General features: G+C 71.1%; 18 protein-coding genes. 12 read left to right on the forward strand and 6 right to left on the reverse strand.

Going from position 1 to position 22,415, the window contains the following annotated elements:
* The first annotated feature begins 16 nt into the window (after nucleotides 1-16).
* The 5 genes from ACFW6B_RS35920 (at nucleotide 17) to ACFW6B_RS35940 (ending at nucleotide 8,799) form a co-directional block, all read left to right on the forward strand.
* Nucleotides 17-2,053, forward strand: a complete 2,037-nt coding sequence (locus ACFW6B_RS35920) for a thioredoxin domain-containing protein (protein WP_386603046.1) — start codon at nucleotides 17-19, stop codon at nucleotides 2,051-2,053.
* A gap of 182 nt (nucleotides 2,054-2,235) precedes the next feature.
* The gene (locus tag ACFW6B_RS35925; RefSeq protein ID WP_386603048.1) at nucleotides 2,236-3,498 is read left to right on the forward strand and encodes a glycosyltransferase; all 1,263 of its coding nucleotides are present in this window, start codon (nucleotides 2,236-2,238) and stop codon (nucleotides 3,496-3,498) included.
* Nucleotides 3,495-5,189, forward strand: a complete 1,695-nt coding sequence (locus ACFW6B_RS35930; RefSeq protein WP_386603050.1) for an ArnT family glycosyltransferase — start codon at nucleotides 3,495-3,497, stop codon at nucleotides 5,187-5,189. Before ACFW6B_RS35925 ends, ACFW6B_RS35930 begins: the two co-directional genes overlap by 4 nt.
* The gene (locus ACFW6B_RS35935) at nucleotides 5,186-6,391 is read left to right on the forward strand and encodes a glycosyltransferase (RefSeq protein ID WP_386603052.1); all 1,206 of its coding nucleotides are present in this window, start codon (nucleotides 5,186-5,188) and stop codon (nucleotides 6,389-6,391) included. The genes ACFW6B_RS35930 and ACFW6B_RS35935 overlap by 4 nt, the downstream gene beginning before the upstream one ends.
* A gap of 143 nt (nucleotides 6,392-6,534) precedes the next feature.
* Nucleotides 6,535-8,799, forward strand: a complete 2,265-nt coding sequence (locus ACFW6B_RS35940) for a galactose oxidase-like domain-containing protein (RefSeq protein WP_386603077.1) — start codon at nucleotides 6,535-6,537, stop codon at nucleotides 8,797-8,799.
* 85 nt (nucleotides 8,800-8,884) lie between these two features.
* Here ACFW6B_RS35940 and ACFW6B_RS35945 read toward each other — a convergent pair whose 3' ends face one another.
* The 4 genes from ACFW6B_RS35945 to ACFW6B_RS35960 form a co-directional block, all read right to left on the reverse strand.
* On the reverse strand, nucleotides 8,885-9,610 hold the full coding sequence (locus ACFW6B_RS35945) for a Mut7-C RNAse domain-containing protein (protein ID WP_386603054.1): 726 nt from the start codon (nucleotides 9,608-9,610) through the stop codon (nucleotides 8,885-8,887).
* Nucleotides 9,611-9,643: 33 nt separating this feature from the next.
* On the reverse strand, nucleotides 9,644-10,273 hold the full coding sequence (locus ACFW6B_RS35950; RefSeq protein WP_386603056.1) for a TetR/AcrR family transcriptional regulator: 630 nt from the start codon (nucleotides 10,271-10,273) through the stop codon (nucleotides 9,644-9,646).
* Nucleotides 10,274-10,278: 5 nt separating this feature from the next.
* Nucleotides 10,279-11,844 (reverse strand): DHA2 family efflux MFS transporter permease subunit, encoded by a 1,566-nt coding sequence (locus ACFW6B_RS35955; RefSeq protein ID WP_386603058.1) that lies wholly within the window; start codon nucleotides 11,842-11,844, stop codon nucleotides 10,279-10,281.
* Nucleotides 11,845-11,989: 145 nt separating this feature from the next.
* Nucleotides 11,990-12,703, reverse strand: coding sequence for a hemolysin III family protein (locus ACFW6B_RS35960; RefSeq protein ID WP_386603060.1), 714 nt, complete (start codon nucleotides 12,701-12,703; stop codon nucleotides 11,990-11,992).
* 324 nt (nucleotides 12,704-13,027) lie between these two features.
* Between ACFW6B_RS35960 and ACFW6B_RS35965 the strand changes: the two genes are divergently transcribed.
* The 7 genes from ACFW6B_RS35965 (at nucleotide 13,028) to ACFW6B_RS35995 (ending at nucleotide 20,559) form a co-directional block, all read left to right on the forward strand.
* A complete protein-coding gene (locus ACFW6B_RS35965) occupies nucleotides 13,028-14,845 on the forward strand; it encodes a phosphoenolpyruvate carboxykinase (GTP) (RefSeq protein WP_386603062.1) in 1,818 nt (605 codons plus the stop codon).
* Between the two features lie 218 nt (nucleotides 14,846-15,063).
* Entirely contained in the window at nucleotides 15,064-16,050 is a 987-nt protein-coding gene (locus ACFW6B_RS35970) for a serine/threonine-protein kinase (protein WP_386603063.1), read from the forward strand.
* Nucleotides 16,037-16,501 carry a hypothetical protein gene (locus tag ACFW6B_RS35975; protein WP_386603064.1) on the forward strand — a complete coding sequence of 155 codons (465 nt, stop codon included), beginning with the start codon at nucleotides 16,037-16,039 and terminating at the stop codon, nucleotides 16,499-16,501. Before ACFW6B_RS35970 ends, ACFW6B_RS35975 begins: the two co-directional genes overlap by 14 nt.
* Before the next feature lie 142 nt (nucleotides 16,502-16,643).
* A complete protein-coding gene (locus ACFW6B_RS35980) occupies nucleotides 16,644-17,780 on the forward strand; it encodes a hypothetical protein (RefSeq protein ID WP_386603066.1) in 1,137 nt (378 codons plus the stop codon).
* Between the two features lie 17 nt (nucleotides 17,781-17,797).
* Nucleotides 17,798-18,559: a hypothetical protein gene (locus tag ACFW6B_RS35985; RefSeq protein WP_386603067.1), complete on the forward strand. Its 762-nt coding sequence runs from the start codon at nucleotides 17,798-17,800 to the stop codon at nucleotides 18,557-18,559.
* A gap of 27 nt (nucleotides 18,560-18,586) precedes the next feature.
* Nucleotides 18,587-19,393: a PP2C family serine/threonine-protein phosphatase gene (locus ACFW6B_RS35990; RefSeq protein ID WP_386603069.1), complete on the forward strand. Its 807-nt coding sequence runs from the start codon at nucleotides 18,587-18,589 to the stop codon at nucleotides 19,391-19,393.
* Nucleotides 19,390-20,559 carry a hypothetical protein gene (locus tag ACFW6B_RS35995; RefSeq protein WP_386603071.1) on the forward strand — a complete coding sequence of 390 codons (1,170 nt, stop codon included), beginning with the start codon at nucleotides 19,390-19,392 and terminating at the stop codon, nucleotides 20,557-20,559. Before ACFW6B_RS35990 ends, ACFW6B_RS35995 begins: the two co-directional genes overlap by 4 nt.
* Before the next feature lie 7 nt (nucleotides 20,560-20,566).
* Here the strand turns inward: ACFW6B_RS35995 and ACFW6B_RS36000 are convergent, their stop codons facing one another.
* Together ACFW6B_RS36000 and ACFW6B_RS36005 are read right to left on the reverse strand one after the other, a co-directional pair.
* Complete coding sequence (locus ACFW6B_RS36000) at nucleotides 20,567-21,070, reverse strand: hypothetical protein (protein ID WP_386603073.1); 504 nt, start codon at nucleotides 21,068-21,070, stop codon at nucleotides 20,567-20,569.
* A complete protein-coding gene (locus tag ACFW6B_RS36005) occupies nucleotides 21,057-22,325 on the reverse strand; it encodes an RNA-guided endonuclease InsQ/TnpB family protein (protein ID WP_386603079.1) in 1,269 nt (422 codons plus the stop codon). Before ACFW6B_RS36005 ends, ACFW6B_RS36000 begins: the two co-directional genes overlap by 14 nt.
* Between the last annotated feature and the right edge of the window lie 90 nt (nucleotides 22,326-22,415).

The following is a 22,415-nucleotide window of genomic DNA, read 5'->3' on the forward strand; positions in this document are numbered from 1 at the left end:
TGAGAGGCTGGGCCGTATGAACCGGTTGGCTGGTGTGACCTCGCCTTATCTGCTTCAGCATGCCGACAATCCCGTCGACTGGTGGCCCTGGATGCCGGAGGCTTTCGAGGAAGCGCGGCGGCGTGATGTACCCGTTCTGCTGTCGGTCGGCTACTCGGCGTGCCACTGGTGTCATGTCATGGCGCACGAGTCCTTCGAGGACGACGCGACCGCCGCCTATCTGAACGAGCACTTCGTCAGCGTCAAGGTCGACCGTGAGGAACGGCCCGACGTCGACGCCGTCTACATGGAGGCGGTGCAGGCGGCGACGGGGCAGGGCGGCTGGCCGATGACCGTGTTCCTCACCCCGGACGCCGAGCCCTTCTACTTCGGTACGTACTTCCCGCCCGAGCCCCGCCACGGGTCGCCGTCCTTCCGGCAGGTGCTGGAGGGTGTGTCGAGCGCCTGGAGCGACCGGCGGGACGAGGTCACCGAGGTCGCGGGGAAGATCACGCGGGATCTCGCCGAGCGGGAGATGTCCTTCGGGGACAGCCGGGTGCCGGGCGAGGAGGAACTGGCCGGCGCGCTCCTCGGACTCACCCGGGACTACGACGCGGCGCGCGGCGGATTCGGCGGCGCGCCCAAGTTCCCGCCGTCCATGGTGATCGAGTTCCTGCTGCGCCACCACGCGCGGACCGGCTCCGAGGGCGCTCTGCAGATGGCCGTGGACACCTGTGAGCGGATGGCGCGCGGCGGACTCTACGACCAGCTCGGCGGCGGCTTCGCCCGCTACTCCGTCGACCGGGACTGGGTGGTCCCCCACTTCGAAAAAATGCTCTATGACAACGCGCTCCTGTGCCGTGTCTACGCGCACCTCTGGCGGTCCACCGGGTCCGAGCTCGCGCGGCGGGTCGCGTTGGAGACCGCGGACTTCATGGTGCGTGAACTGCGCACCGGCGAGGGCGGGTTCGCCTCCGCGCTCGACGCCGACAGCGACGACGGCAGCGGCCGGCACGTCGAGGGCGCGTACTACGTGTGGACGCCGGCGCAGTTGCGCGAGGTGCTCGGGGACGCGGACGCCGAGTTCGCGGCGCGGTACTTCGGGGTCACCGAGGAGGGCACCTTCGAGGAAGGGGCCTCGGTGCTCCAACTTCCTCAACAGGAAGGGGTGTTCGACGCCGAGAGGCTGGCCTCGGCGCGGGAGCGGCTGCTCGCGGCGCGGGCCGGGCGGCCGGCCCCCGGGCGCGACGACAAGGTGGTGGCCGCCTGGAACGGGCTCGCGGTGGCCGCGCTCGCGGAGACCGGCGCCTACTTCGACCGCCCCGACCTGGTGGAGGCCGCGATCGGCGCCGCCGACCTCCTCGTGCGGCTGCACATGGACGACCGGGCGCGGCTGGCCCGTACCAGCAAGGACGGCAGGGCGGGCGCCCACGCCGGGGTGCTGGAGGACTACGCGGACGTCGCCGAGGGTTTCCTCGCGCTGGCGTCCGTGACCGGGGAAGGGGTCTGGCTGGAGTTCGCCGGGTTCCTGCTCGACCACGTCCTCGCGCAGTTCACGGACGCGGAGTCCGGCGCGCTGTACGACACGGCGGCCGACGCTGAGCGGCTGATCCGCCGCCCCCAGGACCCCACCGACAACGCCACGCCCTCGGGGTGGAGCGCGGCGGCCGGGGCGCTGCTGTCGTACGGCGCGCAGACCGGCGCGGAGCCCCATCGCACCGCGGCCGAGCGGGCGCTCGGTGTCGTGAAGGCGCTGGGGCCGCGGGTGCCCCGGTTCATCGGGTGGGGGCTCGCGGTGGCCGAGGCGCTGCTCGACGGCCCCCGGGAGGTCGCGGTGGTGGGCGAGGAGGGCGATCCGGCGACGGCGGTCATGCGGCGCGCGGCGCTCCTGGGCACCGCGCCGGGGGCCGTGGTGGCGGTGGGGGTGCCGGGGAGCGAGGAGCTGCCGTTGCTGTCGGGCCGTCCGCTGGTGGACGGGAAGCCGGCCGCGTACGTCTGCCGTAATTTCGTCTGTGACATTCCGCTGACCGATTCCGACCAGCTCCGTACGGTTCTGAACAGCCGAAAGGCGTAAGTCGCAATCGGGCAAAACGCCCCCAGTGTGCGGATAGTCCAATATTCCGCCCGAGTATGGCGAAACATGATCTTCATCCGATTGGGCTGCGTTCTTCACAGATAACCCATAGTGTCTGCGCGGGGTCGTGACAGTCATGACGTGCTGTCGCGACGGGGGTTTTGGGGATCTGGGGGGATCTGTTGCTCACGTCTGTCTTCATCGCTGCCGTTTCACTGGCGCTCTTCTGGATGGCCGCCTTCACCCTGTGGTGGCAGATGCACGCCTGGCGCACGCCGGAGGTGCTGGCCTCCACCCGCTTCGGCAGCCCGGACGGGGGTGAGAGCCTGTCCTTCTCGCTGCTGCTGCCCGCGCGGCACGAGCAGGCGGTGCTCGACCACACCGTCCGGCGGCTGCTGGAGTCCGGCCACACGGACTTCGAGATCATCGTCATCGTGGGGCACGACGACCCGGAGACCACCGAGGTGGCCCGGCGCGCGGCGGCGCGCGATCCGCGGGTACGGGTCGTCGTCGACCACCACGAGAGGAAGAACAAGCCGAAGGCCATGAACACGGCCCTGCCGCACTGCCGCGGCGACGTGGTCGGGGTCTTCGACGCCGAGGACCAGGTGCATCCCGAGCTGCTCGCCCACGTCGACCACGCGTTCCGCACGACGGACGCGGACGTCGTCCAGGGCGGGGTGCAGCTCATCAACTTCCACTCCAGCTGGTACAGCCTGCGCAACTGCCTGGAGTACTTCTTCTGGTTCCGTTCCCGTCTCCACCTGCACGCGCAGAAAGGGTTCATCCCGCTCGGCGGCAACACCGTCTTCGTGACGACGAAGGTCCTGCGGGAGGCCGGCGGCTGGGACCCCGACTGCCTCGCCGAGGACTGCGACCTCGGCGTACGGCTGTCCAGCGTCGGCAAGAAGGTCGTCGTCGCGTACGACTCCGGCATGGTGACCAAGGAGGAGACGCCCGGCTCGCTGATGTCGCTGCTCAGACAGCGCACCCGGTGGAACCAGGGCTTCCTCCAGGTCTACCGCAAGCGCGACTGGAAGCAGCTGCCCACCTTCGGACAGCGGCTGCTCGCCCGCTACACGCTCATGACGCCGTATCTCCAGGCGGTCTCCGGGGTGATCATCCCGCTCAACGTGGCGGTCGCGCTCTTCCTCGACGTGCCCGTCGGGATCGCCTTCGTCACCTTCCTGCCGGCCGTGACCGCCCTGGTCACCTTCGTCTTCGAGCTCGTCGGGCTGCACGACTTCGGCAAGCAGTACGGACTGCGCGTCCGTGCCGTGCACTACCTGAAGCTCGTCGCCGGCGGGCCCTTCTACCAGGTGCTGCTCGCGGGCGCCGCCGTACGTGCCGTCTGGCGTGAGCGACAGGGGCGCAACGACTGGGAGCTGACCAGTCACGCCGGTGCGCATCTCGCCGTAACGAGCCGAGAGGACGTTCACGCGTGACCTCGACCCTTCCCGCGGCGGCCCCGTCCACGGCCCCCGCGCAGCGGCCTCCCGCGCCCGAAAACGGCCCGGCACGGCCTTCCGTCCCGCGTTTTCGCGGCTCGCGCCCCGATCTGATCCTGTGCGCGGTGCTGCTCACGGCGATCCTCCTCGTGCAGGGCTGGAACATCGCCGACTATCCCGCCCTCAGCGACGACGAGGGCACCTACCTCGCCCAGGCCTGGGCCGTCCAGCAGGGCGACGGCCTGGCCCACTACACGTACTGGTACGACCATCCGCCGCTCGGCTGGATACAGATAGCCCTGCTGACCTGGATCCCGGCGCACATCAGCCCGGACCTGATGACGGTCGGCCCGATGCGCCTCACGATGCTCGTGGTCAGCGCGGCGAGCACGGTCCTGCTGTACGTCCTCGCGCGCCGGCTCTCGCTGCCGCGCTGGGCGGCCGGGCTCACGATGGTCCTCTTCGGACTGTCCCCGCTCTCGGTCGTGCTCCAGCGGGAGATCTTCCTCGACAACATCGCGGTGACGTGGACGCTGCTCGCGTTCTGTCTGGCGGCGTCGCCGAGCCGTCATCTGTGGCACCACTTCGGCGCGGGCCTCGCGGCCGCCGCCGCCGTGCTGACCAAGGAGACGATGCTGGTCGTCCTGCCCGCCCTGTTCGTCACGATGTGGCGGCACAGCCACCGCGACACCCGCAAGTTCGCGCTCACCGGCGCCGTCACGGCCTGCGTGCTGATCGGCGCCGCGTATCCGCTCTTCGCCCTGCTCAAGGGCGAACTGCTCCCCGGCGGCGGACACGTCTCGCTCTGGGAGGGCGTCACCTACCAGATGAGCCGCCCCGGTTCCGGATTCATCCTGGAGAGCGGCACCGGCTCGTACGGCGTCCTGCACTCCTGGCTGTACTACGACCGGGTGCTGCCGCTCGGCGGACTCGCCGGCGCGCTGCTGCTCCTGGTCACCTTCCGCTGGTCGGTGACGGCCCGTGCGCTGGCCGGACCCGCGCTCGCGGTGGCGATCCTCGCCCTGGTGGCGCTGCGCCCGAGCGGCTACCTGCCCGCCATGTACGTCATCCAGGCGCTCCCCTTCCTCGCCCTCGTCCTCGCGGGGGGCACCGCGAGCGTCGCCCACGCCGTGCTGCGCAGACGGCGGACGGAGGAGGAGCGCGCGTACGTGACCTGGGGGCGGCGCGGACTGGCCGCGGTGCTGGTGGTCGCCGCGGGCGCCTGGGTCGTGCCCCGCTGGTACGACGGCGACCGCACCGCCGTGACGGCCGACGCCAACGCCCCCTACCGGGCGGCCTCCGCGTGGCTGCGGACCGAGGTGAGGAACCCCGGGGACACGCGGGTGCTCGTCGACGACGGGCTCTGGCTCGACCTCGTGCACCACGGCTACCGGCCGGGCCTCGGCGCCATCTGGTTCTACAAGGCCGACCTCGACCCGGCCGTCACGAAGACGATGCCGAGGGGCTGGAAGGACCTCGACTACGTGGTCGCCTCCCCGACGGTACGGCGTGACGCGGCCGACCTGCCGAACGTGAGGGCCGCGATCGAGCACTCCACGCCCGTCGCCACCTTCGGCACGGGCGAGGACCGCATCGAGATCCGGCGGATCGACGGCGCAGGCGACACCCGCGACACCCGCGACATCAACGACACCACCACCACGGCCCGTTCCGGAGGCGTTCGATGAGCAGCTTCGAGAGCACCGTCCCCGGCGAACTGGGCGATCCGGCGGTACGCGCCGCCGAGGTCCCGGAGCCGGGTGCCGTCACCGTCGTCGTGCCGACCTTCAACGAGTCGGCGAACGTACGGCAGTTGCTGCGTCAGATCACCGAATCGGTGCCCGCGCGGCTGCCCTGCGAGGTCGTCTTCGTGGACGACTCCACCGACGACACCCCCGAGGTGATCGCCGAGGCCGCGCGGGACTGCCCGTTCCCGGTGACCGTGCTGCACCGCGAGGTGCCCGAGGGCGGCCTCGGCGGCGCGGTGGTGGAAGGACTGAAGGCGGCGACCTCCCAGTGGATCGTCGTCATGGACGGGGACTGCCAGCACCCGCCGTCCCTGATACCGGAGTTGATCGCCACGGGGGAACGCACGCACGCGGGCCTCGTCGTCGCCAGCCGGTACGTCAAGGGCGGCAGCCGCGAAGGGCTCGCGGGCGGCTACCGGATCGCGGTGTCGCGCGGCGCGACCTGGCTGACCAAGGCGCTCTTCCCGCGCCGGCTGCGCGGCATCAGCGACCCGATGAGCGGGTTCTTCGCGATACGGCGCAGCGCGGTCACCGCCGAGGTCCTGCGCCCCCTCGGCTACAAGATCCTGCTCGAACTGGCCGTGCGCAGCCGTCCCCGCCGGGTCACCGAGGTGCCCTTCGTCTTCCAGGACCGTTTCGCGGGGGAGTCCAAGTCGACGGCGGCGGAGGGCCTGCGGTTCCTGCGCCACCTCGTCGGGCTGCGCACCGCCTCGCCGGTGGCCCGCATGACGGTCTTCGGACTGATCGGCGCCACCGGCTTCGTGCCGAACCTGCTCGGCCTGTACGCGCTCACCGCCGCCGGACTGCACTACCTGCCGGCGGAGGTCCTCGCCAACCAGCTGGGCGTGGCCTGGAACTTCCTGCTCGTCGAGCACCTGCTCTTCCGGGAACGCCGGGAGCACCGCGGGGCGTGGGACCGGGCGGGCCGGTTCGCGCTGCTCGCCAACGCCGATCTGGTGCTGCGCATCCCGCTGATCGCGCTCTTCGTCCGCCATCTCGGGACGGGCGCGCTGTCCGCCACGGCCCTGGCCCTGGCGACGACCTTCGTGCTGCGCTTCGCCGCTACCGAAGCGCTGGTCTATCTGCCGCGCCGCGCCAGCAGGAGCGGGCGCAAGAGCCGCACAGCGAGGAGGACCGCGTGACGTTCCGGGTGAGACCACGACGGAGAACCGCCCTGCTGGCCGTGACGGGCCTGGCCGCCGGACTGCTGCTGGTGTCGCCGCAGCCCGCGGCCGCCGCCAACCTCGTCACGAACCCGGGCTTCGAGACCGACGGCACCGACGGCATGCCGTCCTGCTGGGAGAAGTCCGGCTGGGGCGACAACGACTTCAGCTTCGCGACCGTGTCCGACGCCCACTCGGGCACCAGGGCCATGAAGGTCACGCTGACCCGCCGGGTGGACGGTGACCGCAAGGCGCTGATCACCGAATCGGCCGCGTGCGCGCCGGTGGTCACCACGGGAAAGCAGTACGACCTCGGGCTGTACTACAGGACGACGACCCCCGACGCGGCGATCACGCTGTTCCGGCACGACACCACGGCGGGCTGGCAGTACTGGACCGACCTCAAGACCCTGGACACGGCGGCGGCCTGGACGCAGGCGACGGTGCGCACCCCGGTCGTCCCTGCGGGCACCGACCGGATCAGCTGGGGTGTCTCCGTGTACGGCACGGGTTCGGCGACGACCGACGACTACACGATGGAGCAGGTCTCGGACCCGGTCCCGCCGGCCACCTGCACGGGCACGGCGGACGAGTGCGCCAACGGGAAGTGGACGGTCCTGCCCACCCAGAACCCGGTCCGCTCCATGCACTCCGTCGTCCTGCACAACGGCAAGGTGCTGCTGATCGCGGGCTCCGGGAACAGCGAGGAGAACTTCGCGGCGGGCACCTTCACGTCGGCGGTCTACGACCCGGCGACCGGCTCGTACAAGGTGGTCCCCACGCCCAAGGACATGTTCTGCGCCGGGCACGTCCAGCTCGCCGACGGGCGGGTGCTGGTGATGAGCGGCAACAAGGCGTTCCCGGTCGCCGGCGGGCACGGGTACGAGGGGTACAAGGACTCGTACGTCTTCGACCCGGTCAGCGAGACGTACAGCAGGACGAACGACCTCAACGACGGGCACTGGTACCCGTCCGCGACCGAGCTGGGCAACGGTGACGTCATCTCGTTCGGCGGTCTGCGCGAGGACTCCTCCGGTTCGGTGACCGCCGAGCGCTGGTCGCACGCGCAGCAGCGGTGGCTGCCGCTGTGGCAGGTCAACCAGACCTGGTCGTTCTGGGGCCTGTACCCCTCGATGATCCTGATGCAGGACGGGCGGCTCTTCTACTCGGGCAGTCACGTCTTCGGCAACGGCACCCCGGGCACCGGCTCCGCGATCTACGACTACGACGCCAACACCACCACCGCGGTGCCCGGGCTGCAGAACAAGGACGAACGCGACCAGTCCGCGAGCGTGCTGCTGCCTCCGGCCCAGGACCAGAAGGTCCTCACCCTCGGCGGCGGCAACATCGACTCCAACCCGGCCGCGAACCGGCTCACCGACGTCATCGACCTCAAGGCGGCGAACCCGGCGTACACGGTGGGCCCGAAGATCCCGCAGGGCACGGTGGACCTCGGCAACGGCAAGGTCGCCCAGACCGGCGACCAGGGCAAGATGTACGTCTCCGCCGTGCTGCTGCCCGACGGCAAGGTCCTGGAGACGGGCGGCGCCCTGCACAACCGGGCCGACCCCGTCTTCGAGACGTCGGTCTTCGACCCGGCGACCTCCACCTTCGACCCGGTGGCCGCCGACCCGGAGGCCCGCGGCTACCACTCCTCCGCGTTCCTGCTGCCCGACGGCCGGGTGATGACCACCGGTGACAACCCGGGCAACGGCACCTGGAACCACGACGTGTCCGTCTACACCCCGCCCTACCTCCTCAAGGGCCCCCGCCCGACGATCACTTCGGTGATCGACAAGGAGTGGGTGTACGGGGACACGCAGCGCATCACCGTCGACCGGCCCGTCGTGAAGGCGGAGCTGATCCGGCCGGCAGCGGTGACGCACTCCTCCGACCCCAACCAGCGGTTCGTGGACCTGCCGCTGAGCGTGGACGGGAACAACGTGGACCTCAACGTGACGAGCAACCCCAACCTGGCGCCGCCCGGCTGGTACATGCTCTTCGCGGTCGACGCCAACGGCGTCCCCTCGGTGGCCGAGTGGGTGCATCTGCAGGGCCCGTCCGCGCTCGCCACGGACACCGCCTCGGCCCACGTCCACCCGTTCGCCGACTCCCCGGCCGGCACCGTCACCGGAGCGGGAGGGAAACGTGCCTCGCAGAAGGTGTCCACCACCGTCTCCGGCTGCGACCGGCACTACGGAACGGTCAACGTCTGTGTGCCGACGGTCTTCCCGGAGGGGGTGAGGAAGACGACCGCCTCCCGCTGCGCCTGGCTGAAGAAGAACGACTACGGGCGCCTCCGGATCAACGGCAAGGACGACCCCCTGGGACTCGACCCCAGCGGGGACGGACTGGCCTGCGGCGCGAAGGACCTGATCAGGCGTTAGGTCCAGTCCGCCGGGTCCGCCGGGTCCGCCGGGCCCGTCGGGTCCGCCGGGTCCGTCGGATCTGCCGGGTCCGGCGGGCCGTGCGTCAGGTCCCGAACTCCGCGAGGGCGCGCTCCACGACGGTCTCCAGCCGGTCGTGGTGCGCGCCCTTCCAGTAGGCGCGCCCGCAGTCGGCGCACTGGGCGAAGACGTCGTACGACCTCTCCGTGCCGCTCTCCAACTGGTCCGCGACCTGTTCCTTGGTGGCCGTCGCGAGCAGGCCGTTGCACGCGGTGCAGCGCGTCCAGGGCCTCAGCTCGGGCGCGAACCGGCCCAGCACGTCCCGGAGCTGGTCGTCGGGGCGGGTGCTGTAGACGAACCCGCCCGCCCACAGCTCGCGGCGGCGCAGCAGCCCGCGGTCACGGCTGAGCAGCACGCGCCGCTCGGCCGCCGAACGGGCGGCGAGCGCCGGGTCGCCGATGTCGGTGGACTCGTACGCGGTGTCGACGCCGAGCAGGCGCATCCTGCGGGCGAGGGTGCCGAGGTGGACGTCGAGGAGGAAGCGCAGCGGCGCGCCCGGAACCCGCTGGGGGCGGGCGACCGGGCGGACGGCGACCGACTCGCCGTCCGCCGGGACGTGGGAGACCGGGACCGCGTGGCCGTCGACCACGAGGGCGCCGACCTCCGTCAGCGGGACGCCGAGCGACTCGACGACGTGGCCGAGGGTGGAGACGCCGTCCACGGCGAGGGGGTGGGCGCCGGTCCGGCGGGCGTGCGGGACGAACAGGGCCAGCTCGGGGGCGACTTCGACGTGGATATGCGGTGCGTTCACCCTGCCAGGATGGCACGGGGGAGGGGCCTTGCCTCAGCGGTTTTCCAGGGGCAGACCGTGGGCGAGGACGGTCAGGGCGCGGTCGACGAGGTTCGCGAAGTCGTCCCGGTGACCGTTCTCCGCCCAGTACAGGGACGTCTCCATCAGTCCGCCGACGAGGGACATCGCATAGACCCGCACCTCCAGGCTGTCCGGGTCGCGGCCGGTGCGCTCGGCGATGGCGGTGCAGATCATGCGGCCGGTGACCGACATGCTCTCCATCATCCGTGAGCGCACCGCGGGGACCTGGACCATCAGGTGGGTGCGCAGCCGCGCCACGTCCGAGTCCTCCTCGACGCCCGTGCGGACCGCCTCCCGCAGCATGTACCGGATGCTGTCCACCCACGGTTCGTCGGCCGGGCGGGACCGCAGCTCCTCCAGGAGGACCGGGTCCCACTCGTCGGTGAGCACGATGTCCTCCTTGGTCGGGAAGTACCGGAAGACGGTCGACGGCGACACCTCGGCGCGTTCGGCGATCTGGTCGATCGTCGTGGCGTCGTACCCCTGTTCCCTGATCAGCGCGTACGTCGCGTCGCGGATCGCCTCGCGCGTCTTGATCTTCTTGCGCTCGCGCAGGCCCGGCTGGGGGCGGTCGGCGGGGGTGGTGGTGCGGGCGGCCGTCATGGAGTTCATTGTCGGGCATCCGCCTTGCTCGGGGCCACGTCGGACCGCGGGCTCCCGGTACGGGGCGCCGCCGTCGTCCCCGGCAGGAGGACCGCCGCGAGCAGCGCCGAGACCAGGGCCGCGATCCCGCACACCAGCAGGGCCAGAGTCATGCCGTGCACGTACGCGCCGTTCGCGGACGCGGCGAGGTGCGCGGATCCCGCCTGTTCGGCGATCAGGTGCGCGGCCACCACGGAGTCCCCGGCGGTGTCGGCGGCCGCGGCGGGCAGGCCGGTGACGTCGAGGCGGTCGCGGAAGGCGCCCGCGAGCAGGCTGCCGAGCAGGGCGATGCCGATGGCGCCGCCCACCTGACGCAGGGTCATCAGCAGGCCGGAGCCGCTGCCGGCGCGGTCGGAGGGCAGGGTGGCGAGGGCGCCGGACATCGCGGGCACGACCGCGAGGCCGAAGCCGGCCCCGGCGACGGACAGCCACAGCGCGGTGAAGCCGTAGCCGGAGTCCGCCGTCGTACGGCTGCCCAGGAACGCGGCGAAGGCCAGCACCACGAGGCCCGTACTGACCACGGCCCGTGCCCCGAAGCGGTCGACGACGGGCTGTGCGGCCCGCGCGGCGACCATCAGCCCGCCCATGAGCGGCAGCAGCCGCACCCCGGTGCCGAGGGCGTCGTTGCCGAGGACGGCCTGGAGGTAGGGCGGCAGGACGAACATCAGGCCGGAGAGCACGAACATCACCAGGGTGGCCGCGAGCGTGTTGAACAGGAAACCGCGGTGCGCGAGGAGCCCCATGTCGAGCATCGGCCGGGTCATGCGCCGCTCCCGCAGCACGAGTCCGGCGATCAGGACGACGGAGGCGGCGGCCGTCGCGAGGACCAGCGGGTCGCCCCAGCCGCGGGTGGGCGCCTCGATGATCGCGTAGATGAGGAGGCCGAGCCCGGAGGCGGTCAGCGCGGTGGAGAGGGCGTCCACCCGCGGGGAGGCGGGGTCGCGGGTCTCGGGCAGCAGCAGGACGCAGGCGAGGATGCCGAGGGCGGCCATCGGCAGGTTGATCAGGAAGACCGAGCCCCACCAGAAGTGGTCGAGCAGCCAGCCGCCGACGATCGGCCCGAGCGGCAGGCCGAGCGTGGAGCCCGCCGAGACGATGCCGACGGCCTTGGTGCGCTCGTCGGGTGCGAACAGCGAGGGCAGGACCGACAGGGCGAGCGGGGTGACCAGCGCGCCGCCGACGCCCATCAGCGCGCGGGCGGCGATCACCCACGTGACGTCGTCGGTCAGTGATCCGGCGAGCGAGCCGGCGAAGAAGACGCCGAGTCCGGCGATGAGCATCCGGCGCCGCCCGAAGCGGTCGCCCAGCAGCCCGGCGGGGAGCATCAGCGCCGCGAAGACGACGACGTACGCGTCCGCCATCCACTGCTGCTCGCCGGTGGTGGCGCCGAGGTCCCGGGCCATCGTCGGCAGCGCCACGTTCAGGATCGTCATGTCGAAACCGAGCACGAGCATGCTCGCGACCAGGGCCCCGAGGGCCCACCAGCGCCGGGGGTCGCGCCGAACGGCGCCGTCTTGTGTGGGAGTCACCATGAAATGAGAGTAACTCTCAAAAGATATGTACTGTCAATTGGAAGCGACTTTCGGCCAGTGGAGGGGTGAGGGGCGGCCGGAAAACGCGCAGTGGCCGCGGCTGGGGAGCCGCGGCCACTGGAGGGGTGAGTGGGTGGGGGGTGGGTCAGCCGTGCTGGTAGGCCACCAGGGAGATGCCGACGTAGTGCACGATGAACGCCGCGAGGGTCAGGGAGTGGAAGACCTCGTGGAACCCGAACCAGCGCGGTGAGGGGTTGGGCCTCTTGATCCCGTAGATGACCCCGCCCGCGCTGTAGAGCAGTCCGCCGACGACCACCAGGACGAGGACGGCGATGCCGCCCGTGCGCATGAAGTCGGGCAGGAAGAAGACGGCCGCCCAGCCCATCGCGATGTAGCACGGCGTGTAGAGCCAGCGCGGGGCGCCGACCCAGAACACCCGGAAGACGATGCCCGCCGCGGCGGCGGCCCAGACGCTCCACAGGAGCCATCGGCCCTTGCTGTCCGGGAGCAGGAGCAGCGTCAGTGGCGTGTAGGTGCCCGCGATGATCAGGAAGATGTTCGCGTGGTCGAGTCTGCGCAGGACGCCGTCCATCCGCGGACTCCAGTCGCCGCGGTGGTAGAGGGCGCTCACCCCGAACAGGAGGCAGGCGGTCAGGGCGAAGATGCCGCAGGCGATGCGGCCGCGGGCCGAGTCCGCCAAGGCGGTCAGGACCAGTCCGGAGACGAGGGCGGCCGGAAACATGCCGAGGTGCAGCCAGCCGCGGAGCTTGGGCTTGATCTCTTCCGACAGGGAGTGCGCGACGGACGTCCGGCCGGCGGCCGGCGAGTCCGTGGGCGCGTCGGGGACGGACGCAGTCATGGGCCGAATCGTACCTACGGAACCGTAGGTTACGTGTCAGTCCCGCGTGAGCGAACCGCGGCAGTGGCCATGGTCTCACGGCATCGGCGGATGCCGTCAGGGGCGCTCGTCATGAACCCCGGGTGAGCGGTGGAAAACCTTCCGGGAAGTGGTGATGCTCACTCCGCTCAGGTGTGAGGCCCTCTGGACATATGCGCGGCCCGGTCGGATCATCAAATGAGTGCGGTCGGCACCGGATGAGCGCCAGAGGTCCAACCACCGAGAAGCATCCGGGTCGCAGCCCCCACGGGGCACAACAACAAAACCCCTCATTTAGGAGCAATCGTGGCGCGCGACATCGCGGCTCCCGTCCCGACCAACCACAAGGAACTGATCTCGTGGGTCAACGAGATCGCCGAACTGACCGAGCCGGACAGTGTGGTCTGGTGCGACGGATCCGAGGCCGAGTACGAGCGACTGAGCGAGGAACTCGTCCGCAAGGGCACCTTCAGGAAGCTCGACCCGATCAAGCGCCCCAACTCCTACTACGCCGCCTCCGACCCGACCGATGTCGCGCGGGTCGAGGACCGGACGTTCATCTGCTCCGAGAAGGAGGAGGACGCGGGCCCGACCAACCACTGGAAGGCCCCCGCCGAGATGCGGGAGATCTTCTCCGGCGAACAGGGCGTCTTCCGCGGCTCGATGCGCGGCCGCACGATGTACGTGGTCCCGTTCTGCATGGGCCCGCTCGGCTCGGACCTCTCCGCGATCGGCGTCGAGATCACCGACTCCGCCTACGTCGCCGTGTCCATGCGCACCATGACCCGCATGGGACAGCCGGTCCTCGACGAACTCGGCACCGACGGCTTCTTCGTGCGTGCAGTGCACACGCTCGGGGCGCCGCTGGCCGAGGGCGAGGCGGACGTGCCGTGGCCGTGCAACTCCACGAAGTACATCTCGCACTTCCCCGAGACCCGTGAGATCTGGTCGTACGGCTCCGGCTACGGCGGCAACGCGCTCCTCGGCAAGAAGTGCTACGCCCTGCGCATAGCGTCGGTGATGGCGCGCGACGAGGGCTGGCTCGCCGAGCACATGCTGATCCTCAAACTGACGCCGCCGCAGGGCGAGTCGAAGTACGTCGCCGCCGCCTTCCCGAGCGCCTGCGGCAAGACCAACCTCGCCATGCTGGAGCCCACGATCTCCGGCTGGACGGTCGAGACCATCGGCGACGACATCGCCTGGATGCGGTTCGGCGAGGACGGCCGCCTCTACGCGATCAACCCCGAGGCCGGCTTCTTCGGCGTCGCGCCCGGCACCGGCGAGCACACCAACGCCAACGCGATGAAGACGCTGTGGGGCAACTCCGTCTTCACCAACGTCGCGCTCACCGACGACAACGACGTCTGGTGGGAGGGCATGACGGAGGAGACCCCGGCCCACCTGACCGACTGGAAGGGCAACGACTGGACGCCGGAGTCCGCCGCGCCCGCGGCGCACCCCAACGCCCGCTTCACCACCCCGGCCTCGCAGTGCCCGATCATCGCGCCCGAGTGGGAGGACCCGAAGGGCGTGCCGATCTCGGCGATCCTCTTCGGCGGCCGCCGCGCCACGGCCGTCCCGCTGGTGACGGAGTCCTTCGACTGGAACCACGGCGTGTTCCTCGGCGCCAACGTCGCCTCCGAGAAGACCGCCGCCGCCGAGGGCAAGGTCGGCGAGCTGCGCCGCGACCCCTTCGCCATGCTGCCGTTCTGCGGCTACAACATGGGTGACTACATGGGGCACTGGGTCGACGTCGCCAAGGACAAGGACCAGGCGAAGCTCCCGAAGATCTACTACGTCAACTGGTTCCGCAAGAACGACGCGGGCAAGTTCGTCTGGCCCGGCTTCGGCGAGAACAGCCGCGTCCTGAAGTGGATCGTCGAGCGCCTGGACGGAAAGGCCGAGGGCGTCGAGACCCCGATCGGCGTCCTGCCGACCCGCGGGTCCCTCGACACCGACGGCCTCGAACTGGCCGAGTCCGACCTCGACTTCCTGCTCACGGTCGACAAGGAGGTCTGGCGCGAGGAGGCCGCGCTGGTCCCCGAGCACCTCAACACCTTCGGCGAGCACACGCCGAAGGAGCTGTGGGACGAGTACCGCGCACTGGTGCAGCGCCTGGGCTGAGGCCCTCAACCACTCCGCGGCCGACCCGAGTTGCCCTGACCTGCGACCTTTGCGGCGGTCGGCCGCGGTGACCGCACCCGCCGGGGTTCCGCACATATGTGCGGAACCCCGGCTTTTTCGTCCCCTGCGCCCCGCCCGTGCCGGAACGGCTGAAAAAGCGCGGATTTCGAGGGACACTCCTGACATCTCGCAGTCAACCCCGAAATGAGGTGGGCGGGGTGCGTACGCCTGTCAGTGACCCCATGAAGATCGGCCCGTACCGCATCGTGGGCCGGCTCGGCTCCGGTGGCATGGGGTGGGTGTACCTCGGCCGCTCGCCCGCCGGGCGCGAGGTCGCGGTCAAGGTGGTGCGGCCCGAACTGGCCGCGGAGGGCGAGTTCCGGGAGCGCTTCGCACGCGAGGTCGCCGCGGCGCGCGTGGTCAGCGGCGCCTACACCGCGGCCGTGGTCGACGCCGACACCGAGGCCGAACTCCCTTGGCTGGCGACCTTGTACGTGCCCGGTCCCTCGCTCGCCGAGGCGGTCAAGGCCGACGGACCCCTGCCCGAGCCGCAGGTGCGGCGGCTCGGCGCCGGCCTGGTCGAGGCGCTGCAGGCCATCCACGCCGCACGCGTGGTGCACCGTGACCTCAAACCGGCCAACGTGCTCCTCGCCTCGGACGGACCGCGCGTCATCGACTTCGGGATCTCGCGCGTGGACGGCGCCTCCGGCCTCACCCAGGTCGGCGTCGTCGTCGGCACCCCGCCCTTCATGTCGCCCGAGCAGATCAGGGGCGCCGAGGTGGGCCCGCGGAGCGACGTCTTCTCCCTCGGCGGGGTCCTGGTGTACGCGCTCACCGGACGGCCGCCGCACGGCAGCGGAGGGGACCTGCGCCACCGCGTCGCCTTCGGCGACCCCGAACTCGACGGCATCGCGGGCCCGATGCGGGACCTGGTCGCGCGCTGCCTGGCCAAGCGCCCCGAGGACCGGCCCCGGCTCGACCGGCTCCTGGCCGGGCTGCTGGAACAGGACCCCCGGCGGGCCGAATGGCCGCCGCCCACCGTCGCCCACACCATCAGGGTGCGCACCCAGGACCTGGTGAAGCGCCGCAAGGAGAGCACCGGCGTGTCCGTACCCTCCTGTCTGCTGTCGCACGCCCAGGCGCTGCTCGACGCCGGACTGACCGACGCGATGGTCACCGAGGCGGTGGGCCGTGGAGGCGCCTGAATCCTTTTCCGGCCGCAGTCGGGAGGTCCTCGAAATCGGAACGCACTGGCGGCAGTTGGTGCAGACCTGGGTGACCAGACGGAATTTCCGCACGGTGACCGACACCGTTTCCGTCTCGATGCGGTTCGACCTCCAGGAAACGGGCCGGATGGTGACCGTCCGGTTCATGACGACCAAGAGGCTGCTGGTCGCCTTCGCGACCGACGGGCATTTCCTCCGCAAGGACCAGCTGGCCCTCGCCGCCGCCGCGTCGAACGCGTGGAACACCGAACAGCTCCACCCCATGCTGTCCGTGTGGGACGTGCGGGGGCCGCGCCCCTGTCTCGCAGGAGTGTGCGACCTTCCGCTGACCTGTCGAATGACGCAAACGGATTTCGATGCTTTGGCCAGTGATTGGGTGGAGCGGGCGAGACAAATGTTCACCCGATGCCATCAGGTGTTCGAGTTGTAGAAGTGATGTCCGCGGCATTTCCCAAACCCTTCCGGGTGCCCGCCGGTTTCCGCCACTATGGGCGAGTGCCTTTCACGGCCACGGGGGTGTTTTCTCAAGGCCACGGGGGGTCTTTTCCATGCGGCGTCGGCTTTCCGTCATCATGCTTTCCGGACTCCTGGCCGCGTTCGCCCCGGCGGCGCCGGCCGCGGCCGGCGAGCCGTGCGGCGGCACCTTCGAGCGGCACCTCGGCTGCTGGGCCCGCTGGATCGACGAGGGCGCGGTCCGCGTCACCGTCGACCGGCCCCTGGAGATCGACCGCGACGGCAGGGCCGAGAACCGCAGGAGGTTCGAGGAGACCCTGTCGTCCCGGAGCGACGGACTCCTGGTCGAGGTGCCCTCGGGCGTCCGCACCGGGCAGGGCGGTTCGGTACTCCTCGTGCTGGCGGACCACGAGCGCAGGCTCGTCGCGAGCGACGCCGTCATCGACCCGCTGAAACCCGGGACCGTGGCCGAGCTGACCGCCGTCGGAGCCTGCGAGAGCGCCGGGGACCTGTGCGCCCGGCTCGCCAAGGGCCGCCTGGACGGGGCCGACCTGGTCCGCCTGGGCCTGGCCGCCGACCTCTCCCGGCACACGTACACCGTCAGCGGCACCCGGGGCGGCACGTCCGGCACCCGGACCCCCTCCGGCGAGACCACCACGGACCGCCAGGAGCAGGACCAGGGAAAGGGCCAGGGAAAGGGGACCGGGAACGCCGACACCGCAGGCCGGGACCCCGCGCCCCCCGAACCGGACGAGGAGACCGGCTGGGACACCGCGACCGAGGTGCTCACCGTCCTGTGCACCGTGCTCGTCCTGCTGCTCGGCACCCTGCTCTTCCTGATCCGCCGCTCCGCCCGGTCCGTCGCCGTCGGCACCCTGTCCAGGCGCCCGCTCGCCGCACCGGGCGTCGGCACCGTACCGGCCACGACGGCACCCCGTCCCCGCAGCCGCCCCCGGCCCCAGATGCCCGACGAGGCCACCACCCGCCTCCGCGCCACACCGTCGCCCCGCAGCCACGGACGGCGCGTCGGCAACGTACCGGGCCCCGCACGCCCCGCCGTCGTACGCACCGAACTGCACCCGCAGGGCTACGTCGAGGTGGACCACGTGCTGTACCGGGCGGTGTGGGCCGAGCCCGGCCGCCCGCCGCCCGCGCCCGGCGGACTCGTCGACGTCACCGACGCGGAACGGGGCTCCGACGTCCTCTACGCGTTCCCGCCGACACCCGGACGGCACGCCAAGGCCGCCAGGCCCTGAGACCAGGAGAGAACCCCATGCACAGCGACTACCCGCCCACCCTGCCGGCGGAATACGCCGACATCGAGTTCGAGAACAACGCGCAGCGGCTGCCGCTCGTCCTCTGCCTCGACATCTCCAGCTCCATGGCGGGTCAGCCCATCCAGACGCTCAACAACGCGCTCGCGGAGTGGACCCGGGAACTGCACGACGACGTCAGCCTCAGCTACAGCGTCGAGGTCGCCGTGGTCACCTTCGGCGGTCAGGGCGTCGCCGCCTGGCGCGGACCCCAGCTCCTGCCCGCGCACGCGCCGGTGAGCCCCTTCGTGCCGGCGCACATGTTCCGTCCGCCGCAGCTCGCCGCCGCCGGGGTCACCCTCATGACCGAGGCCCTCGAACTGTCGATGAACATCGTCGCCGCCCGCAAGGCCGAACTGCGCGCCTCCGGACTCCAGTACTACCGGCCGCAGATCTGCCTCGTCACCGACGGACTGCCCACCGACGTCACGGGCCACCTCACCGACTCCTGGCACCGGCTGATCCCGGTCCTCGCCGACGAGCAGCAGGCCCGTCGCTTCCGCCTGTACGCGATCGGCGTCGGCGGCATCACGGACCGGGGCGAGCAGGTGCTCCGGTCGTTCGCGCCGAAGTTCAACGCCCGGCTCCAGGGATTCCCGTTCCGCGAGCTGCTCCAGATGATGTCCGCGAGCGCCAACGCCGAACAGAAGGGCGCGGGCGACGAGGTCTTCGAGAAGATCTTCAGCCAGTTCAAGACGCAGCGCCCGGCCTGGGAATCGTGACCGATGACCCGATGGGACTCCTGAGTGATGACCGCAGCCGACGAGCGGGACACGCCGTGGCGGATCCACGGAATGAGCGTCGAGGGATACCGGCACCGCCGCCAGGGGCAGCCCTGCCAGGACGCCTGCGCGCACACGGAGACGGCCTCCGTCGCGGTCCTGGCCGTCGCCGACGGCGCGGGCAGCAGGCCGCGCTCCGAGGAGGGCGCCCGGCTCGCGGTGAAGCTGGCCACCGAGCACTTCGCGCACCGGGCCGCCACCGCGGCGGACCGCCGCCCCGGCACGGCGGTGCGCGAGCTCCTGATGGACGCCTTCCACGACGTCTGCAAGGTGTTCCTGGACCGTACGGGCCCCGACCCGGCGGACTTCGCGACCACGCTCACCGTGGTCGTGCTCGCGCGGGGCTGGCTCGGCCACCTGTCCCTGGGGGACGGCTTCGTCGTCCTGCGGGCCGGCACGGAGGACGGTGAACGGCAGTTCCACCTGCTGCCGCAGCCGCCCGCGGTCAGCGAGTACAGCAACGAGACGGTCTTCCTGACCTCTCCGGACGCGGCGCGCCGGGTGCACACCGACTGTGTGTCCGACGAAGGGATCGACGGGGTGCTGCTGTCCACCGACGGACTGGCGCAGGCCGCGCTCAACCGGTCCACGGGCGGCGCGCTGTCCCCGAACGCGTCCTTCGCCGAGGCCGTGTTCCGTTCCCTCGACGTCCCCGGACCGGTGACCGCGAGCGCCCACGAGGGCCTCGGGACCCTCCTCCGCTCGGACCGGCTCACCGCCCTCAACGCCGACGACAAGACCCTGCTGCGGGCCGTGCTCAAGGCGCGGCCATGAGCGGGCGCACGGTGTTCCTGGACGGCAGGCCGGTCACCCTCGCCGAGCTGCCCCTGAAGGGCGGCGGCCAGGCGGCCGTCTTCCCGGTCGTCGGCGACGACGGCATCGTCGTCAAGCTGTACCGCGAGACGCCGGGGCCCAAGGAGGAGCAGCGGCTGAAGCGGATGCTGACCATGTCCCCGCTCGTGACCCGCCCCACCGACGCCTCCCAGCCGCCCGAACTGGCCTGGCCGACCGCGCTCGCGCGCGGACCGCAGGGCGAGTTCCTCGGCTACGCCATGCGCCGCTTCGGCGAGCCCCAGCACGTCCAGCTCATCGGCCTGTTCACCCGTGCCCAGCGCCTCAAACTGTTCGCCGACCGCGCCGACTGGCGCTTCCTGCTCGGCGTCGCCTGGAACCTCGCCTTCATGACGGCGCGCATGCACTACGACGATCTCGTCATCGGCGACTTCTCCAGCAGCAACGTCGTCGTCGACGCCAACGGCTTCGTCACCTTCCTCGACTGCGACTCCATCGCCTTCAACGACCCGGTGACCGGGGAGCTGTTCCCCTGTCTGATGCACACCACCGACTACTCGTCCCCCGAGCGGCAGGCCGGCGGCCCCGCCACCCGCGCCACCGACGAGTTCGCCCTCGCCGTCCTCGTCTACCAGCTCCTGACGGCCGGGAACCACCCCTTCGGCGGCGTCCCGCACGACAGCGCGTCCGAGTCGACCGTCAAGGACAACATCGCCGCCAGCATCTCCTACGTCGTGCGCCCCGAGCGGGTCATCATGCCGCGCGGCACCATCGACCCCTCCGTGCTCCCGCCCGAGCTGCTGGAGCTGGCCCGCACGGCCTTCGGCCCCGGTGTGCACGACCCGGCCACGCGGCCCTCCGCGGAGGCGTGGCTGCGCGCCCTGGACAAGGAACGCGCGCTGGTACGGGTCTGCCAGGCCCGCCCGCTGCACGCGTTCGGCTCGCATCTGACCTCGTGCCCCTGGTGCACCAGGGCGGCGCTCACCGGGCACGACGTGTTCAACAGGCCGGTCCCGGCCCCCGGGCCCGGCGTGCCGCAGCCCCAGCCGGTGGCGCCGGCACCGGGCGAGCCGTGGCCCACGGGGCTGAAGGTGGCGCTGCTGATCCTGGCGCTCGTGGTCCTGGCGGTGATCGTGGCGAACGCCTGATCCGCCGTCACTGTGAGCGGCCGCGGTCCTCCAGGTAGCGGGTGTGGGACTCCTGGCGCCGTGCCTCGGTCTCCCGCAGGGCTGCCGCGAGCCGGTCCGACTCCTCCTGGAGCACGGTGAGCTGGCGCTCCAGATGGCGTTCGGGCGGTTCGGTGCCGGGGGCCAGCCGGGTCCACCAGCGGGTGCGTACGAAGGTGTCGACCGCCTCCGGGACGTCCTGGCGCACGGCACGCGACAGGGCGTGCACGCCCTCGGGGTCCTGGGCGAGGATCTCGGCGACCCAGCCCGGGTCGAGCAGGGCGGTGAGGACCTCGGTCAGCTCGGTGAGCCGGCCGGCCGCCGCCGGAGGCAGCTCGACGCCGTCCAGGTACTCCCGCAGCTTGCCGAAGTCGACGCGCAGTTCGGCCAGTTGGGCGGGGCCGGGTTGGAAGGGAGGGTGAAGCCGTATCCCTTGAGGTCGAGGCCGTCCACGGCCCAGGATCCGGAGGTCTCCGTCTTCACGGTTTGACATGCTCCTCGCTCTGATGGGCGGGGATTCTGGCCTTTCCCGATTGGTTGCCGTGCCGCTGGGCGGCACGGTTTCCGGTCGGGAATCCGTGGCTTCCTGTTTCTTCGCGCTGCGCCGGGATCGCTCCTGGTCTTACCGGCGCTCCGCAGGCCGATGCCGCCAGTCCGGCGGCCTGTCTGATGTTGAGTGCGGCGTTGTGGTCCCGGTCGTGGAGGGTGCCGCAGGCCGTACAGGTCCATTCCCGCACGCTGAGGGGTTTGGGTCCGTCCTTGACCCCGCAGGTGGAGCAGACCTGACTCGTCGGCTCGAACCGGCCGATCTTGATCAGGGTGCGCCCGTACCGCTCCGCTTTGTACTCCAGCATGCCGATGAACTGCGCCCAGCCCGCGTCGTGCACGGACTTGGCCAGCCGAGTGCGCGCCAGTCCCTTCACCGCCAGGTCCTCCACGGCGACCGCTTGGTTCTCGCTGATCAGCTTCGTGGAGAGCTGGTGGAGGAAATCGCGGCGTGCGTCGGCGGCCTTGGCGTGGGCGCGGGCGACCTTCAGGCGGGCCCTGTCACGGTTCTTCGATCCCTTCTGCTTGCGGGACAGCTCCCGCTGGGCCTTCTTCAGCTTCTTCTCCGCGCGGCGCAGGAAGCGCGGAGAGCCGATCTTCGTTCCGTCCGATAGGACCGCGAAGTGGGTCAGGCCGAGGTCGATGCCGACCGTCTGATCGGTGTCGGGCATCCGGGCGGCATCGGCGGCGGGGTCGGTGTCGACGACGAAGGAGGCGAAGTACCGGCCCGCACTGTCCTTGATGACCGTGACGGAGGTGGGGGTGGCGGGCAGGATACGGGACCACTTCACCTTCACCGCGCCGATCTTCGGCAGGTTCAGACGGCCGCCGGTGGTGATGTTCCAGCGGGCGTTGGCGGTGAACCGGACCGACTGACGGGTGTCCTTGCGGGACTTGAAGCGGGGCGCACCCAGCCTGGGGCCCTTGCGGGTGCCTGTGATGGAGGCGAAGAAGTTGCGGTAGGCGGCCTCGGCGTCCCGCAGGGACTGCTGGAGCACCACCGCGGACACCTCGCCCAGCCAGCACCGCTCCACCGTCTGCTTCGCCTCGGTGATCAGCTTCCGGGACAGCTCGCTCGCTGTCGGGAATGCCAGCCCGGCCCTGCGGGCGTCCTCGCGGATGCGGACCGCGTCGTTGAACACGACACGCGCACATCCGAACGCCCTCGCCAAACTGGTCCGCTGACCGGCGTTCGGATACAGGTCGGGTAGCCGGGATGCATTACTGCATCCCGGCCCCCTCAGAACCGTGCGTGCACCTTTCAATGCACACGGCTCAAGCTCGCCCCATGG

This window comes from Streptomyces sp. NPDC058751 (assembly GCF_042746485.1).
In the GTDB taxonomy this organism is placed as follows: Bacteria; Actinomycetota; Actinomycetes; order Streptomycetales; family Streptomycetaceae; genus Streptomyces.